This window comes from Duganella sp., assembly GCF_039595735.1.
Lineage (GTDB): Bacteria > Pseudomonadota > Gammaproteobacteria > Burkholderiales > Burkholderiaceae_D > Rugamonas.
Genome location: NZ_JBCNLB010000014.1, coordinates 125,240 through 141,372 on the forward strand (window position 1 = coordinate 125,240; position 16,133 = coordinate 141,372).

A 16,133-nucleotide genomic window follows, 5' to 3' on the forward strand; every position below is an offset into this window, starting at 1 on the left:
ATCATGGACAACTTGCCCATGATAAAGAGGCGACCTTCAGGCCGGCTTGTGACCGCTCAATGCTTGTTCACGGCTTTCAGCGGCACCGGCTGGGCCGCGTCGTGCCTGACGGCCGGGATGGCCTTGTCGGCGGCGATTTCCTCGTCCAGCATCGGACCGGTGCCGCTGTACTTGTCGAGGAACAGGTAGATCACCGGGGTGATGTACAGCGTGATCACTTGCGAGAAGATCAAACCGCCCACCACGGCCAAGCCCAGCGGCTGGCGCAGCTCAGCGCCCGCGCCCAGGCCCAGCGCGATCGGCAAGGCCCCCATCAGCGCCGCCATGGTGGTCATCATGATCGGGCGGAAGCGCAGGATACAGGCTTCGTGGATGGCCTTCTCCGGCGACATGCCCTGATTGCGCTGCGCGTCCAGCGCGAAGTCGATCATCATGATGGCGTTTTTCTTGACGATACCGATCAGCATCAGGATGCCGATGATGGCGATCATGGTCAGGTCCATATTGAACAGCCGCAACGTGATCAGCGCGCCCACCGCCGCCGACGGCAGGCCGGCCAGAATGGTGAGCGGGTGGATGTAGCTCTCGTACAGCACGCCCAGCAGCACATAGATCACGCCCAGCGCGGCCAGGATCAGGATCAGCTGACTGCCCTGCGAGCTCTGGAACACCGCCGCATCGCCGCCGTAGTTGGTGATGATGGAGGGCGGCAGGCGCATGTCGGCGGCCCAGCTGTCGATCTTGGCGGTGGCCACGCCGAGCGGCACGTCCGGCGCCAGGTTGAACGACAGCGTGATGGCCTGCAGCTGGCCCTGGTGGTTGACGGCGGTCGGGCCGATGGTGCGCTCAACCGTCGCAAAGCTGGACAGCTGCACCAGCTGGCCGGTCTTGTTGCGCACCGAGATGCGGGTCAGCGCGCTGTCGAACTGGCGGTCGGCGTCGGCCGCTTCCAGGATCACGTAATAGCTGGCGGCCGGCGAGTAGATGGTCGACACCTGGCGCTCGCCAAAGGCCAGGTACAGCGCGGTGCGGATATCGCCAATCGCCACGCCCAGGTTGTTGGCCTTGTCGCGGTCGATCTTGAGCGAGGCTTGCAGGCCCTTGTTCTGCGAATCGCTGGTGACGTCGCGGAACACCGGATCGGCGCGCATGCGCTCCATGTATTTGTCGGCCCATTCGTTCAGGGCGCCGGGGCTGACCGATTGCAGCGTGTACTGGTAGCGCGACTTGGACTGGCGTCCGCCCAGCTGCAGGTTCTGCACCGGACTGAGATATACCGCGATGCCGGGCACCTGTTTGGTGGCCTTGCGCAGGCTGTCCAGCACCTGCGGCATCTTGGCGCGCTGGTTGCGCGGCTTGAGCACCAGGAACATGCGGCCGGTATTGCCGCCGCCGACGAAGGAGGTCACGTCCTGCACATTCGGGTCGGCCTTGATGACGGCGGCGACTTTTTCCTGCAGCTCCATCAGCGCGGCCGAGGAGATATCTTCCGAGGCTTCGGTGTTGACGCGGATCTGCCCCAGGTCTTCTTCCGGGAAGAAGCCTTTCGGGATGGTGATGTACAGCACGGCCGTCAGCGCGAAGGTGCCGAGCGCGGCCACCAGCACGATGTAGCGGTGCTCCAGCGCCATGTCCAGCGTGCGCGCGTAGAAGTTGCGCAGCGCGCCAAAGCCGGCCTCGAACCAGCGGCCGATGAAGTTGCCTTTGTCGTGCTCGGGATCGATGGCGTCGGCCGGCAGCAGGCGGCTGGCCAGCATTGGCACCAGCATCAGCGACACCGCCGCCGACACCAGCACCGACAACGCCACCACCACGGCAAATTCATGGAACATCAGGCCGATCACGCCCGGCATGAAGAAGATCGGAATGAACACCGCCACCAGCGACACGGAAATCGAGATGATGGTGAAGCCCATCTCTTTCGCCCCCACCAGCGAGGCTTCCAGCGGGCGCTTGCCCATCTCGATGTGGCGCACGATGTTTTCCAGCACCACGATGGCGTCGTCCACCACCAGGCCGACCGCCAACGTAATCCCTAACAGCGACACGTTGTCCAGCGAGTAGCCAAACGCGTACAGCAGCGCCAGCGCACCCAGCAGCGAGATCGGCATGGTGATGGCCGGAATGAAGGTGGCGGCGGCGCGGCGCAGGAACAGGAAGATCACCATCACCACCAGCCCGACCGTCAGCAGCAGGGTCAGGTTGACGTCGTGAATCGCTTCGCGGATCGACACCGAGCGGTCATTCACCAGGTTGATGTTGATCGAGGCCGGCAGCTGGGCCTTGAACTGCGGCAGCAGGCGGCGCACGCCGTCCACCACCTGCACGGTGTTGGCATCCGGCTGACGCTGCACCAGCAGCACGATGGAGCGCTCGCCGTTGTAGCTGCCGGCCGCCTTGGTCGACTGAAAGCTGTCCTGCACGTCGGCCACGTCTTTCAGGCGCACCGGCTCGCCGTTGCGCTGGGCGATGATGAGGTTGGCGTAGTCGGACGCCTTCATCAGCTGGGCATTGCCGGTGATGGTCAGGGTCTGGGACGGGCCGTCCAGGATGCCCAGCGGCGTGTTGGCGTTGGCCGATTTGATCGCTTGCTGCAACTCGTCCAGCGTCAGGTTGCGCGCGTTCATCAGGTCGGACTTGGCGCGGATGCGCACGGCAAAACGTTTCTGGCCGTTGACCGAGACCTGCGCCACGCCCGGCAGCGTCGACAGCGATGGCGCGATCAGGTTTTCAGCATAGTCATTCAGTTCGGACAGCGTCAGCGACGGCGAGTTCATGGTCATGAACAGCACCGGCGCGTCGGCCGGGTTGACCTTGCGGTAGGACGGCAGGTCGGTCATCTCGATCGGCAGCTGGCGTTGCGCGCGCAGCAGCGCCGCCTGCACGTCGACCGCCGCCTCGTTGACATTGACGCTGGGGTCGAATTCCAGGGTCAGCGAAGAGTTGCCGAGCGTGTTGGTGGAGGTGATCAGCGACAGGCCGGCAATGGTGGAGAATTGTTTCTCCAGCGGCAGCGCCACCGAGGACGCCATGGTGTCCGGCGAGGCGCCCGGCAGGTCGGCCGAGACGTTGATCACCGGCGTGTTGTAGCTCGGCAGGGCCGCCACCGGGATGTAGAAGTAGGACAGCACGCCGGCCAGGATCAGGGTGGCCGACAGCAGCACCACCATCACCGGACGGCGGATACACAACTCGGAAAGGTTCATCGCTTAGCCTTTCTGCTTAGGTCCATCAACCGGGGCATTGGCCGGCTTGTCGGCCGGCGTCTCAGCCGCTGCAATGCGCACTTTGCCGCCCGGCCGCAGGTTTTGCTTGCCGTCGACAATCACTTGCTCGTCGCCGTTCAGGCCCGACACGGCGGCGTTTTCGCCAAAGGCATACAAGCGCTTGATATTGACCACTTTGGCGGACTGGTCCTTGTCCACGGCGTACACAAACGTCCCGCGGGTGTTGCTAATGATAGCGTTTTGCGGGATCACCGTCGCATCTTTTATGACGTGGGACGTGAGCTGGGTGTTGACGTACTGGCCCGGCCACAGGGCGGTGTCCTTGTTGTCGAACTGGGCCTTCACGCGGATCACGCCGGCCACCGGATCGACGGTATTGTCAATGAAGCTGAGCTTGCCGTTCACGGCCAGGCTGGAGTTGTCCAGCTTGACCTGGACCGGCACCGCGCCCTCGCGCTGGGCCGCCATCAGCCCGGCCAGCGCGGTTTCCGGCAGGGTGAAGGCGACCGTGATCGGGTCCAGCTGGGTGACCGAGGTCAGCAAGGTGGTCATTTGCACCAGGCTGCCCGGGTAGACGTTGATGGCGCCGACCCGGCCGTTCATCGGCGAGCGGATCGCGGTGTAGCTGGCGTCCACGCTGGCCGCGCGGGCGGCGGCGATGTCCGCCTGCAGCAGCGCGCGGGCGGAATCGACCTGGCTTTTCAGGGTGTCGACCGCGCCCTGGGCGATGAATTTTTTGTCCAGCAATTCCAGCGCGCGCTTGTACTGGCGCTCGTAGTCGGCCAGGGCGGCGCGGTCGCGCTCGACCTGGGCCTGGGCCTTGTCCACGTTGGCGCGCTCGCTGCGGTCATCGAGGGTGAACATCAGTTCGCCGGCTTTGACAAACTGCCCTTCCTTGATATGCACCTTGGAAATGGTGCTGGTGGTTTGCGGATGCAAATCCACGGTGCTGATCGGGGTCACGGTGCCGTTGGCTTGCAACACGACCGGCACGTCCTGACGCAGCGGCGCCACAATGCGCACGGTGGTCGGCCCCTGCTGGCCGCCATTCAGCGGCTTGTGGCCGCCTGCCGGCTCAGCGCTGTGGTGCGTCATGTACCAGATGCCGCCACCCACCACCAGAATTGCGCCGACCACGGATGCTAAGGAAGATTTTTTCATTTTTAATAATAATTTTGCCGTCGAAAAATATCACCGCCTTGATAAGGCGAAATATTGTCGCATAGTATCTACGAGAAAAACTGCACCAGTATGACCGCCGGACGCTTTTTTATATATGAGAGTTGGTTAGCTGCCGGCGTAGTACTCAGGCACTACCAGCGTCACTTCCAGACCGCCATCCTGGTGGTTGGACAGGGTGACGTTGGCGCCATGTTGCTCGGCGATGTTGCGGGCGATGGTCAGCCCCAGGCCGGTCCCGCCCGACTCGCGCGAGCGCGAGGTTTCGATGCGGTAAAACGGTTCAAACACGCGCGCCATCTGGTCCGGGGCAATCCCGGGGCCGCCGTCGCGGATGCGGATGCGGGCGGCGCCGGCCAGCCGTTCAACGGTGACGTTGGCGTAGTGGCCGTACTTGACGGCGTTGTCGATCAGGTTGACCAGGCAGCGGCGGATCGCCATCGGCCGGCCCATCAGCGCCATCGCCGCGCGGCCGCGCAGTTCGACTGGCTGGCCGACGTCGGTGGCGTCGCTGCAGACGCTGTCGAGCAGGGCGTCGAGGTCGAGCGCCTGCATGGTTTCGGTGGAGTCCATGCTGCGCGCCAGGTCCAGCCCTTCCTTGACCATTTGCTGCATGGCCGACAGGTCGTCGATCAGGCGCTGCTGCAGTTCGGGGTCGTTGACCTTTTCCAGCCGCAGACGCAGGCGCGTCAGCGGGGTTTGCAGATCGTGGGTGATGGCGGCCAGCATCTGGGTGCGCTGGGTGATGTGCTGGCGGATGCGCGCCTGCATGGCATTGAAGGCGGCGCTGGCCTGGCGGATTTCGGAAGCGCCGCTCAGGACCACCGGCGGATGGTTGATGTCATTGCCCAGGTCCTTGGCGGCCTGCGCCAGGCGCTTGAGCGGCCTGATGGTCATGCGCGCCACCAGGTAGGCCAGGAAGGCGATGCTGAGCAGGAACGGCAGCAGCGACAGCAGTTCGCTGTGCGGCGAGGCCGGCGGCTGGCGCGGCGGCAGTACCGACAGCTTGAGAATCTGGCCGTCGTGCAGCTGCACGTTCATGGTTTCGCAGGTGCCGCGCCACTGGGTCGGCGCGAAGATGCTGGTGGTCTGGCGCGGCTGGTCGCAGGCGATCGGGTGTTCGGCCAGCGGCCCCAGCTTGTAGCGTTCGCCCAGGCGCTGCTGCAGCGAGGTGGAGAATTCGGTCGGCGGCAGCACCTGCGCTTGCGGCATGTCGCTCAGTTCCAGCCGCACGGTGCCGCGGCTGGCGGCCACCAGGAAGGTCGGGCGCGCGCTCTCCGGCATGACATCGGCGGTGGTGATCAGTTGCTCGGCCCGTTCCAGCGCGTGGAAGTCGCGGTAGCGCTCCAGCGCGCGCGTGCGTTCGTTGACGGCCAGCCACTGGGTCAGCGCCGCCGAAGCGACGATCCCCAGCAGCAGGACCAGAAACACGCGTCCGGTCATCGAACCGAGGAAAGCTTTCACGCTTGCGGCTCCACCGTCACCTGGCCGGCCAGCACATAGCCGCCGTTGCGGACCGTCTTGATGATTTGCGGCATGCGGGCGTCCTCGCCCAGCTTCTGGCGCAGGCGGCTGATCTGGATGTCGATCGAGCGGTCGAAGGGATCGGCATCGCGGCCCTGGGTCAGGTTCAGCAGCTGGTCGCGGTTGAGCACGCGGTTCGGGTGCTCCAGGAACACCTTGAGCAGGCGGAATTCCGCGCCCGACAGCATGATGACGATGCCGTCCGGGTTGAGCAGGTGGCGCGCGGTCAGGTCCAGCGTCCAGCCCGAGAATTTCATCTGCTGCGCCTTGTCCGCGCCGACGCCGACCGGCATGGCGTTGCTGCGGCGCAGGACGCTGCGGATGCGCGCCAGCAGCTCGCGCGGCTCGAACGGCTTCGGCAGGTAATCGTCCGCGCCCATTTCCAGGCCGAGGATGCGGTCCAGCGGCTCATTGCGGGCGGTCAGCATGATCACCGGCAGGGTCGAGTGGGCGCGCAGCTTGCGGCACAGGGTCAGGCCGTCGTCGCCGGGCAGGTTGAGGTCGAGGACCACCAGCTCGGGACGGCCCTCGTCCAGCAGCTTCCACATGGCGGCGCCATCGGCCGCGCACAGGGCGCGGTAGCCGTTTGATTCGAGGTAGTCAGCCAGCAGGGTGCGGATATCGCGATCGTCGTCGACGATCAAAATGGTAGATGTCGGTTCCATGCGCTCATTATCCATGCAAGACGATGAAGCTATTGTATCGTCTTGTATATGGCCGTTGGCGGTTCTTGCCGGCGAAACATCTGGATACAAAAACTGCGGGGAGCGCAACGTAAGAGCAACCTTGGGAGCTGAAGATGGTCACAAGCGCAGACCGCTGCGATGACTAAACCCTCAACAATGAAGGAACGACCATGAACATCTTACGCAAAAGCATACTGATCGGTTTTACGGTACTGGGCATGGCGGCAGCGCACGCCCAGGACGCCCAGCCGGCGGCCAAGGCCCACGGCGCCCGTCCGAGCAAGGAGCAGATGCAGGCCAAGATGGCCGATATGTACGCCAAGCGCCAGGCACGCCTGCATGACCTGCTGAAGCTGAGCGCGCAGCAGGAATCGGCCTGGGCCACCTATCAGGCCGCCATCAAGCCGGCCGCGATGGACGGCCAGCGCCCCGAGCGCAAGCCGATGAACAAGCTGACAGCGCCGGAGCGCCTGAACCTGGCGCTGGAAATGACCAGGAAGCGCGAGGCGTTCCTGGAAACCCGCGTGAAAGCGGTCAGCGCGTTTTACGCCCAGCTGAACCCGGCCCAGCAAACCCTGTTCGATGAGCATGGCCTGGGCGGCGAGCGCGGCGGCCGGCGCGGCCACTGGGGCCATCACGGCCACCGCGGCGGCTGGGCGCACGCAGGCTGGGGCGGCGAGCACCGCGGCTGATCAGTTCAGGGCGGACAGGGATGCGGTGAATTTGGCCGCATCCTGGAAGCCGATCACGCGGGCGTTGGCGATTTCCTTGCCCTGCTTGTCGAACAGGATGATGCCCGGCGGGCCGAACAGGCCGAAGCGTTTCAGCATGGCCTTGTCGTCGTCATCGTTGGCGGTGACGTCGACTTGCAGCAGCACGGTGTTGGCCAGTCTGGCGCGTACTTGCGGATCGACAAAGGTCAGTTTTTCCATCTCTTTGCAGGACACGCACCAGTCGGCGTAGAAGTCGAGCATGGCGGTCTTGCCGCCGGTCCGGGCCAGCGCGGCGTCCAGCTGTTGCACGGTCTTGATGCGCTGGAAGGCCAGCGGCGCTTCATGCGCGGCCTTGCCGGTCAGGTGCGCCAGCGGCGCCAGCGGATCACGGCCACCGCTGACCACGCCGACCAGTTGCGCCACGCCCAGCACGGCCACGATCACGCCCACCGATTTGGCCACCCACTGGCCGGAATTCAGCAGCAGGTACATGCCGTAGCCGACAAACAGCGCCGCCCAGCCCATCATCTGCACCGCGCCCGGCAACACCGGCGACACCAGCCACCAGCCGACGGCCAGCATCAGCACGCCGAAGAAGCGTTTCACCGAATCCATCCACATGCCAGCCTTCGGCAGCAATGCGCCGGCAGAGACGCCGACCAGGATCAGCGGCACGCTCATGCCGACCGCCATCGCGAACAGTGCGCTGCCGCCGATGACGATGTCGCGCGACTGGCTGATGTAGACCAGCGCGGCCGCCAGCGGCGCGGCCACGCATGGGCCGACGATCAGGGCCGAGATGGCGCCCATCACGAACACGCCGGCCAGCTTGCCGGACGCCTGGCGGTTGGAAACGGTGCTGAGTTTGCTTTGCAGGGCGGCCGGCACTTGCAGTTCGTAGAAGCCGAACATCGACAGCGACAACAGCGCCATCAGCAAGGCAAAGGCGCCCAGCACCCAGGGATTTTGCAGCGCGCTGGCAAGGCCTTCGCCGGCCAGACCGGCCGCTATGCCGAGGGCGGTGTAGACCAGGGCCATGCCCAGTGCGTAAGTGACGGAGAGCAGCAGCCCGCGGCTGCGGCTCGATTGCGCGCCCTCGCCGACGATGATGGACGACAGGATGGGCACCATCGGCAGCACGCACGGCGTGAACGACAGCCCCAGGCCCAGCAGGGCGAACAGCGGCAGGATGACCAGCAGTTTGCCGGATTTCAGCGCGGCTTCCAGGCGGCCGGATTCGCTGGCCGCTGCGGCTGGCGCGGTAACGGCCGGCGCTGGCTGCGGGATGTCGGTGGCGGTCGGCTTCGGCACGGTGTAGATCTTGACGCCAGGCGCGGCCGGCGCGGCCTTGCCGCCGTCCACGCCGAAGCTGACGGCGCCCTGCCCGGCTGCGGCAGCCGGTGCGGCAGTCGCGGCGCCGGCTGCGGCGTCAGCGGCCGCTGCGCCGCCAGCCGTGCCGCCCGCGCCAGGCTGGGCGGCCGTGGTCGTGGCCGGAAGGGGCACGGAACCGCTGCCGGTCAGCGGCGCCTTGTAATCCTGCGGCGCGTAGCACAAACCCTTGTCCGAGCAGCCCTGCGCGCTGGCCAGCAGCGTGAAGGCGCCGTTCACGTCCACCGGCATGGTGATGGTGACGCTCTTGCGATACGTCTCCACATCCTTGGCGAAGGTCTCGTCGTAGTGCACCTTGCCTGGCGGGATCTGCGGCGCGCCCAGCCTGGCGCCCTGCGCGCTGAACTTGAAGCGCTCGCGGTACATGTAGTAGCCGTCCGCGATCTGGAAAGTCACCGCGACGGTATGCCCATCCACCATGCGCGCCGAGAATTTGAACGCCTCGGACGGATCAAGGAAATCCTCCGCGCGAACGGGCTGGCACAAGAGCGCGATCAGCGCCAGCAGGGGCGCGATAAAACGGGCAAATCGGGACATGAAATCTTCTCTCGGAGAACTGGTCATTGGAGCAACCGGCATAGTACACCGAGCGCGTTTTTCCCGCCTGAGCAGGGCCTTAAAAGCTTGTTTTATGCGAAACTCGGCGCTTTCAACACCGTGGAGCAAGCCCATGTCCCCTTTCCGCCCCCTCCTGCTGTCCGCCCTCGTGCTGAGCGCCCTACCCGCGCTGGCGCAAGCGCCGGCCAAGGCCCTGGACGCGATCTCGTCCAAGGATCTGCTGGAACACATCAAAACCCTGGCTTCCGACGAATTTGAGGGCCGCGCGCCGGGCACCGCCGGCGAAACCCGGACCGTGGCCTACCTCCAGCAGGAATTCAAGAAGCTGGGCCTGCAGCCGGGCAATCCGGACGGCTCATGGGTGCAAGCGGTGCCGATGCGCGGCCAGAAGCCGACGCCCAGCTTCAGCTACATCATCAACGGCCAGAAAGTGGCGCTGAATTTCCCGGATGACTACGTTGCCCATTCGACCAGCCAGCCGGCCACGGTCAAGGTCAATAACTCGGACATCGTGTTCGTCGGCTATGGCGTGCAGGCGCCGGAATACGGCTGGGACGATTACAAGGGCGTCGACGTGCGCGGCAAAACCCTGCTGATGCTGATTAACGACCCGGCCATTCCCGATCCGGACAATCCAGCCGAGCTGGATCCGACTATGTTCAAGGGCAAGGCGATGACCTACTACGGCCGCTGGACCTACAAATACGAAATCGGCGCCAGGCTCGGTGCGGCTGCGGTGATGATCATTCATGAAACGAAACCGGCCGCCTATCCGTGGGACGTGGTGCGCAGCGGCGGCGTGGCCGAACACTTCAGCCTGACGCGCAGCGGCGACGATCCGGACGCGCCGCCGGTGCCGGGCTGGATTCAACTCGATAAAGCCAAAGCCATGATGAACGCCGCCGGCTACGATTTCGATACGCTGAAAAAACAGGCCCTGAGCAAAGAGTTTCGTCCGGTCAGCCTGAAAGGCACGGCCGATTTTAAAATCGAAAATATCGCGCGCAATGTCGACTCCAAGAACGTGGTGGCGAAAATCGAAGGCAGCGATCCCAGGCTGAAAAATGAATATGTGATTTACAGCGCGCACTGGGATCATTTGGGCGTCGATCCAGGCAGTAAAAAGATTTATCACGGCGCGCTGGATAACGCCTCCGGCGTGGCGGCATTAATGGAATTGGCCAAAGCCTATAAAGCATTGCCGAAAGCACCAAAACGCTCAATTCTGTTTATTGCCACCACCGCCGAAGAAAAAGGCCTGCTGGGCGCGAAGTATTATGCCGCCCATCCGCTTTATCCGCTGAAAAATACCGTCGCCAATATCAATATCGATGGCATCAATGCCTGGGGTAAAACCGCGCAGATTGAAAATGTGACTTCCGGCCACTCCAGCATCGACGGTTTGCTGGAGAAATATGCCAAAACCCAAGGCCGTTTAATGGAAAAGGATAGCCGCTCGGAACTGGGCAGCTTCTACCGTGCCGATCAACTGGAATTCGCCCGTGCCGGCGTGCCGGTTTTATATACCAAGGCGCGCAGCCGTTATCTGGATAAGCCGGAGAATTACGCGCGTGAAGTCGTGGATAACTATTTCACCCACGATTATCACCAGCCGACCGACGATTTCCGCAAGGACTGGGATTTCAGCGGCGGCGTGCAGGATATCCAGCTGCTGTTCCAGGTGGGGCTCGATATCGCCCAAGGCGTGACACCGACCTGGAACGCCGGCTCCGAGTTCAAGGCGGCCGGCGACCGCCGTATGAAGTAATTCAAACTCAAAAATGGTTTGTACATGCCAATTTCTGGCATGTATCACCCTAGGCGCCAGCCAATTCCCCAGCGCGCCGTTCCGCCGTCACCACGCGGGACGCGCGCTTGCGCCACCAGATGATCACACCGGTCACGCTCAGCATGGCGACCACCACGCCCATGAAGGAGATCAGGATGCGGCCCGGCAGGCCGAGTATGCGGCCGGAATGCAGCGGGAATTGCGCCTGCACGAAGATATCCGCCGCCGTGCCTTTCCACGGCAAACGCTCACCCAGCAATTTACCGGCACCGTCGTAATATAAATACGCCGGGCCGACGCCGCCCGAGCCATGATCATCGCCGGGTTTATAGAAACTCACCCCATAAACATCAAAAGCACTGGTATAAAATACGCTGCCAACCGGTTCCGACCATTTTCGTTGTACGGCCTCCTGGCTGGCGGTTTCAATGACCTGCGCATAACCGACGGTTGGCACGTGCGGCTTATGAATATCGGCCAGGGGGCGGGTATCGAATGGGGTTGGCGTCACTCTGGAAATCTTGCTCATTACCGGATAAAAAACCTCACTGTATAAATTCAGCGAGAAAGCGGTAAAGGCTAGAATGAACAGCAATATCCAGGTCCACAGACTAAATGCCCGGTGCAAATCAAAATTCAGTTTATTGCTGCCGCCGCGCCAGCGGATTTTCCACGCTGGTTGCCAGCGCTGCATCCAGGTTTTATTGGCGTTTTGGCGGCGTAATGGCAGGGTGAGATAAAAACCGACGAAACTGTCGAAGACCCAGATAATGGCGATGCCGCCCATCAGCCAGATACCCCAGCGGTCGATCCCCCACATTTCAGGAATATGCAGGGTGTAATGCAAGCGGTACAGGAAGGAAACGAAGGTCTCTTTGGTAATGGGCCAGACCGCGCCCCATTCGCGCTTGCCCAATTCAGCGCCGCTGACCGGGTCGACAAAGACCTGATTAAATCCCGGCGTGTAGAGTTTCTGCGTGGCTGGATTCACGCGGGGCGTCACGCCAAAGGCGATCGCCTCGCCCGGCTCCAGCTGCAGCGGCACAAAGGAGACCTGCACCTGCGGATACCGCGCTTCCAGCTGCTGCACCAGGTTCAGTGTCGGTTGCGGGGTGCCAGGGGTGTGCGCCTCCATCAGATGCGGATTGAGCAAGTCATCCAGCTCGTGGTCCCAGGAAATCACGGCGCCGGTAATGCCGCTGATGAACAAAAATCCGGCAGTCAACAGGCCAAGGTATCGGTGTACCAAAGTCCAGAAGGCGCGCATGGCAGTTCTCTCGCTAAATCAGACAAAAGATGAATGATAACGATTCGCATTCCAATGTCAAACAAAAGACGAAAAAAAAGCCAGGCGAGGCCTGGCTTTCAGTACTGCGGGACGACCGGCTGATTACTCAGCGGTTGGCGCGTCTTCTACAGCGGTGACTTCTGGACGGTCCAGCAGCTCAACGTAAGCCATTGGAGCGTTGTCGCCAACGCGGAAACCCATTTTCAGGATGCGCAGGTAGCCGCCGTTACGTGCAGCGTAGCGTGGGCCCAGTTCCGAGAACAGTTTGCCTACGATTTCGCGGTCGCGCAGACGGGAGAATGCCAGACGCTTGTTAGCCAGGGTGTCGGTCTTGCCCAGGGTCAGGATAGGCTCAACAACGCGGCGCAGCTCTTTAGCTTTTGGCAGCGTGGTTTTGATGGCTTCATGACGCAGCAGCGAAACGGTCATGTTGCGCAGCATAGCCAGACGGTGGGACGAGGTACGGTTCAGTTTACGGAGGCCGTGACGGTGACGCATGGTACTTCCTTTCGATGATGTTTAAATCCGAGTTCTTCGATCGCTCAACATGAGCGCGGACCGGTTTTAGTGATGAACGCCGCGGCAACATGCCGCAGCGGTACTGCCAATCCGTCGTCCCGGCGCAGGCCGGGATCCATACCGAGCATGCTCAGCATGGACTCCCGCCTGCGCGGGAGTGACGGCTTGAATTACTTCTCCAGACCAGCAGGCGGCCAGTTTTCCAGCTTCATGCCCAGGGTCAGACCACGGGAAGCCAGGACTTCCTTGATCTCGTTCAGCGACTTGCGGCCCAGGTTCGGGGTCTTCAGCAGTTCGTTTTCCGAACGCTGGATCAGGTCGCCGATGTAGTAGATGTTTTCTGCTTTCAGGCAGTTGGCCGAACGCACGGTCAGTTCCAGATCGTCCACTGGACGCAGCAGGATCGGATCGACCAGCGGTGCGCGCGATGGTGCTTCCGCGGCCGCTTCGGTGCCTTCCAGGGCAGCGAACACATTCAGTTGATCGACCAGCACGCGCGCCGATTGACGGATCGCTTCTTCCGGCGAAATCACGCCGTTGGTTTCGATGTTGATGATCAGCTTGTCCAGGTCGGTACGCTGTTCGACACGGGCCGACTCAACGAAGTACGACACACGGCGCACTGGCGAGAACGACGCGTCCAGAATGATGCGGCCGATGGTCTTGTTGGTGTCTTCCGACAGGCGACGCACGTTGCCTGGCACATAGCCGCGGCCTTTTTCGACCTTGATCTGCATGTCCAGCTTGCCGCCGGCGGTCAGGTGTGCAATCACGTGGTCCGGGTTGATCAGTTCCACATCGTGTGGCAGATCGATGTCCGAAGCCAGCACGGCGCCTTCGCCTTCCTTTTTCAGGGTCAGGGTGACGGAGTCACGGTTGTGCACTTTGAACACAACGCCCTTCAGGTTCAGCAGCAGGTCAACCACGTCTTCTTGCACGCCGTCCAGCGACGAGTACTCGTGCACCACACCGGCAATGGTCACTTCGGTCGGCGCATAGCCCACCATCGACGACAGCAGGACGCGACGCAGCGCGTTGCCCAGGGTGTGGCCGTAGCCGCGTTCAAAGGGTTCCATCACGACTTTGGCGTGACCGGCGCCCAGCGCTTCGACATCGATAATACGTGGTTTCAACAGGCTGTTTTGCATGTAAATGTCCTTTTCAATACCCTCGGCGCGTTAAGCCGATAAGGCTGATGGCATTAGTGAAAACGCCCGCTTGAATAAGCGGGCGGGTTTTGGTGCTACTTAGACGACAGATTAACGCGAGTACAGTTCGACGATCAGCGATTCGTTGACGTCAGCGGCGATCTCGTTGCGCTCTGGCAGGGACTTGAACGTACCTTCCATTTTCTTGGCATCCACCGACACCCAGGCTGGCATGCCAACTTGTTCAGCCAGCGACAGGGCTTCCAGGATACGCACTTGCTTCTTGGCCTTTTCGCGCACGGCGATCACGTCGCCCACTTTGACCGAGTACGAAGCGATGTTCACCACATTGCCGTTCACGGTGAAGGCTTTGTGCGATACCAGCTGACGCGCTTCAGCGCGGGTCGAGCCGAAGCCCATGCGGTATGCCACGTTGTCCAGACGCGATTCCAGCAGCTTCAGCAGGGTTTCGCCGGTGTTGCCCTTGCGGCGGTCGGCTTCGGCGAAGTAGCGACGGAACTGACGTTCCAGCACGCCGTAGATACGCTTAACTTTTTGCTTTTCGCGCAGCTGGTTGCCGTAGTCCGAGGTGCGGGCGCCCGACTTCACGCCGTGCTGACCTGGCTTGACGTCCAGTTTGCATTTGCTGTCCAGCGAGCGGCGGGCGCTCTTCAGGAACAGATCGGTGCCTTCACGGCGGGAGAGTTTTGCTTTTGGTCCGATATAACGTGCCACGGTGCTTTCCTTTTAAAATAAATGACGTCCCAACTACCTGCGTAGTTAGACGCTAGTCTGGTCTGCAGTGAGCCAGACGTGGCTGGGGTCTGTTGAAAACAGACGACAATAGCCGGGCAGTATAGCCGTCTCCGGCTTCCTGCACCAGCTTTATTGTGTAACAGCGCAGCCGGCAAGCCGGCCAGCCATTAGATACGACGACGCTTTGGAGGGCGGCAGCCGTTGTGTGGCACTGGCGTCACGTCCTGGATCTCGGTGATCTTGATGCCCAGGTTGTTCAGCGCGCGCACCGCCGATTCACGGCCTGGGCCTGGGCCCTTGATGCGCACTTCCAGGTTCTTCACGCCGCATTCGATCGCGACTTTACCAGCGGCTTCAGCAGCAACCTGCGCTGCGAACGGGGTCGATTTACGCGAACCCTTGAAGCCAGCACCACCGGAGGTCGCCCACGACAGCGCGTTGCCCTGACGGTCGGTGATGGTGATGATGGTGTTGTTGAAGGAAGCGTGAACGTGGGCGATGCCTTCGGCAACGTTCTTCTTGACCTTCTTGCGTACGCGAGCGGCTGCTGCGCTGCTTTGTTGCTTAGCCATGTGATTTCCCTAGATTATTTCTTGAGCGATTGAGCGGCTTTGCGCGGGCCCTTGCGGGTACGAGCATTGGTGCGGGTGCGTTGACCGCGGACCGGCAGGCCCTTACGGTGACGCATGCCGCGGTAGCAGCCCAGGTCCATCAAACGCTTGATGTTCATGGACAGTTCGCGACGCAGATCGCCTTCAACGATGAATTTTGCTACTTCATCGCGCAGCTTTTCCAGTTCGCTGTCGTCCAGGTCTTTGACCTTTTTATTGGTCGCAATACCGGTCTGCGCGCAGATGAACTTTGCGCGTGGACGGCCTACACCGTAGATGGCGGTCAGGCCGATAACGGTGTGCTGATGATTTGGGATATTAACCCCTGCAATACGTGCCATTCGTTATTCCTCGATAAATAACGGTTATTAACCTTGACGCTGCTTGTGACGTGGTTCGACGCAGATTACGCGAACAACGCCCTTGCGCTTGATGATCTTGCAGTTGCGGCAGATCCGCTTGACTGAGGCGTTAACTTTCATGATGAACTCTCTTCTAAGGTTCGATTATCTAAAATTACTTGGTCCGGAACACAATGCGGGCGCGGGACAGGTCGTAAGGTGTCAGTTCAACCGTCACCTTATCGCCAGGCAGGATGCGGATATAGTTCATCCGCATTTTACCTGAAATATGTCCCAGCACCACGTGCCCGTTTTCCAGCTTTACTCGAAATGTTGCATTAGGGAGATTTTCCAGGATCTCGCCCTGCATCTGTATGACGTCGTCTTTTGCCATTCGGTGTATGT

General features: G+C 61.9%; 15 protein-coding genes. 2 read left to right on the forward strand and 13 right to left on the reverse strand.

Annotated features, from left to right (window positions below; all coding sequences use genetic code 11):
• Positions 1-56: 56 nt before the first annotated feature.
• From ABDW57_RS20635 to ABDW57_RS20650, 4 genes are all read right to left on the reverse strand, one after another.
• Positions 57-3,206, reverse strand: coding sequence for an efflux RND transporter permease subunit (locus tag ABDW57_RS20635; protein ID WP_343732055.1), 3,150 nt, complete (start codon positions 3,204-3,206; stop codon positions 57-59).
• Positions 3,207-3,209: 3 nt separating this feature from the next.
• Positions 3,210-4,388, reverse strand: a complete 1,179-nt coding sequence (locus tag ABDW57_RS20640) for an efflux RND transporter periplasmic adaptor subunit (protein ID WP_343732056.1) — start codon at positions 4,386-4,388, stop codon at positions 3,210-3,212.
• Positions 4,389-4,514: 126 nt separating this feature from the next.
• Entirely contained in the window at positions 4,515-5,870 is a 1,356-nt protein-coding gene (locus tag ABDW57_RS20645; protein ID WP_343732057.1) for an ATP-binding protein, read from the reverse strand.
• Entirely contained in the window at positions 5,867-6,595 is a 729-nt protein-coding gene (locus ABDW57_RS20650; protein WP_155467079.1) for a response regulator, read from the reverse strand. The genes ABDW57_RS20645 and ABDW57_RS20650 overlap by 4 nt, the downstream gene beginning before the upstream one ends.
• 191 nt (positions 6,596-6,786) lie before the next feature.
• Here ABDW57_RS20650 and ABDW57_RS20655 point away from each other — a divergent pair, with 191 nt between their 5' ends.
• Positions 6,787-7,308 (forward strand): Spy/CpxP family protein refolding chaperone, encoded by a 522-nt coding sequence (locus ABDW57_RS20655; RefSeq protein ID WP_343732058.1) that lies wholly within the window; start codon positions 6,787-6,789, stop codon positions 7,306-7,308.
• Here ABDW57_RS20655 and dsbD read toward each other — a convergent pair whose 3' ends face one another.
• The gene (dsbD, locus tag ABDW57_RS20660) at positions 7,309-9,255 is read right to left on the reverse strand and encodes a protein-disulfide reductase DsbD (protein WP_343732059.1); all 1,947 of its coding nucleotides are present in this window, start codon (positions 9,253-9,255) and stop codon (positions 7,309-7,311) included.
• 133 nt (positions 9,256-9,388) lie between these two features.
• Here dsbD and ABDW57_RS20665 point away from each other — a divergent pair, with 133 nt between their 5' ends.
• Positions 9,389-11,044, forward strand: a complete 1,656-nt coding sequence (locus ABDW57_RS20665) for a M20/M25/M40 family metallo-hydrolase (protein WP_343732060.1) — start codon at positions 9,389-9,391, stop codon at positions 11,042-11,044.
• Between the two features lie 49 nt (positions 11,045-11,093).
• On the opposite strand, the gene ABDW57_RS20670 is transcribed toward ABDW57_RS20665, so the two are convergent.
• The 8 genes from ABDW57_RS20670 to infA form a co-directional block, all read right to left on the reverse strand.
• A complete protein-coding gene (locus ABDW57_RS20670) occupies positions 11,094-12,332 on the reverse strand; it encodes a PepSY-associated TM helix domain-containing protein (RefSeq protein ID WP_343732061.1) in 1,239 nt (412 codons plus the stop codon).
• A gap of 123 nt (positions 12,333-12,455) precedes the next feature.
• Positions 12,456-12,851: a 50S ribosomal protein L17 gene (gene rplQ, locus ABDW57_RS20675; protein WP_155468015.1), complete on the reverse strand. Its 396-nt coding sequence runs from the start codon at positions 12,849-12,851 to the stop codon at positions 12,456-12,458.
• Between the two features lie 191 nt (positions 12,852-13,042).
• Positions 13,043-14,020 carry a DNA-directed RNA polymerase subunit alpha gene (gene rpoA / locus ABDW57_RS20680; protein ID WP_026637581.1) on the reverse strand — a complete coding sequence of 326 codons (978 nt, stop codon included), beginning with the start codon at positions 14,018-14,020 and terminating at the stop codon, positions 13,043-13,045.
• Positions 14,021-14,131: 111 nt separating this feature from the next.
• Positions 14,132-14,755, reverse strand: a complete 624-nt coding sequence (gene rpsD / locus ABDW57_RS20685; protein WP_343732062.1) for a 30S ribosomal protein S4 — start codon at positions 14,753-14,755, stop codon at positions 14,132-14,134.
• Positions 14,756-14,943: 188 nt separating this feature from the next.
• A complete protein-coding gene (gene rpsK / locus ABDW57_RS20690; protein ID WP_072786827.1) occupies positions 14,944-15,348 on the reverse strand; it encodes a 30S ribosomal protein S11 in 405 nt (134 codons plus the stop codon).
• 14 nt (positions 15,349-15,362) lie between these two features.
• On the reverse strand, positions 15,363-15,728 hold the full coding sequence (gene rpsM / locus ABDW57_RS20695; RefSeq protein ID WP_072786826.1) for a 30S ribosomal protein S13: 366 nt from the start codon (positions 15,726-15,728) through the stop codon (positions 15,363-15,365).
• 27 nt (positions 15,729-15,755) lie between these two features.
• Positions 15,756-15,869: a 50S ribosomal protein L36 gene (gene rpmJ, locus ABDW57_RS20700; RefSeq protein ID WP_005663407.1), complete on the reverse strand. Its 114-nt coding sequence runs from the start codon at positions 15,867-15,869 to the stop codon at positions 15,756-15,758.
• A 34-nt stretch (positions 15,870-15,903) separates the two neighbouring features.
• Positions 15,904-16,122, reverse strand: coding sequence for a translation initiation factor IF-1 (infA, locus tag ABDW57_RS20705; protein WP_005663428.1), 219 nt, complete (start codon positions 16,120-16,122; stop codon positions 15,904-15,906).
• Between the last annotated feature and the right edge of the window lie 11 nt (positions 16,123-16,133).

Coding starts and splice junctions, on each gene's coding strand:
- ABDW57_RS20670 (WP_343732061.1), bottom strand. CDS start 12,332: ATGCGCGCCTTCTGGACTTTGGTACACCGATACCTTGGCCTGTTGACT.
- rpsM (WP_072786826.1), bottom strand. CDS start 15,728: ATGGCACGTATTGCAGGGGTTAATATCCCAAATCATCAGCACACCGTT.
- rpsK (WP_072786827.1), bottom strand. CDS start 15,348: ATGGCTAAGCAACAAAGCAGCGCAGCAGCCGCTCGCGTACGCAAGAAG.
- dsbD (WP_343732059.1), bottom strand. CDS start 9,255: ATGTCCCGATTTGCCCGTTTTATCGCGCCCCTGCTGGCGCTGATCGCG.
- rpoA (WP_026637581.1), bottom strand. CDS start 14,020: ATGCAAAACAGCCTGTTGAAACCACGTATTATCGATGTCGAAGCGCTG.
- ABDW57_RS20655 (WP_343732058.1), top strand. CDS start 6,787: ATGAACATCTTACGCAAAAGCATACTGATCGGTTTTACGGTACTGGGC.
- ABDW57_RS20640 (WP_343732056.1), bottom strand. CDS start 4,388: ATGAAAAAATCTTCCTTAGCATCCGTGGTCGGCGCAATTCTGGTGGTG.
- ABDW57_RS20650 (WP_155467079.1), bottom strand. CDS start 6,595: ATGGAACCGACATCTACCATTTTGATCGTCGACGACGATCGCGATATC.
- infA (WP_005663428.1), bottom strand. CDS start 16,122: ATGGCAAAAGACGACGTCATACAGATGCAGGGCGAGATCCTGGAAAAT.
- rpmJ (WP_005663407.1), bottom strand. CDS start 15,869: ATGAAAGTTAACGCCTCAGTCAAGCGGATCTGCCGCAACTGCAAGATC.
- rplQ (WP_155468015.1), bottom strand. CDS start 12,851: ATGCGTCACCGTCACGGCCTCCGTAAACTGAACCGTACCTCGTCCCAC.
- ABDW57_RS20635 (WP_343732055.1), bottom strand. CDS start 3,206: ATGAACCTTTCCGAGTTGTGTATCCGCCGTCCGGTGATGGTGGTGCTG.
- ABDW57_RS20665 (WP_343732060.1), top strand. CDS start 9,389: ATGTCCCCTTTCCGCCCCCTCCTGCTGTCCGCCCTCGTGCTGAGCGCC.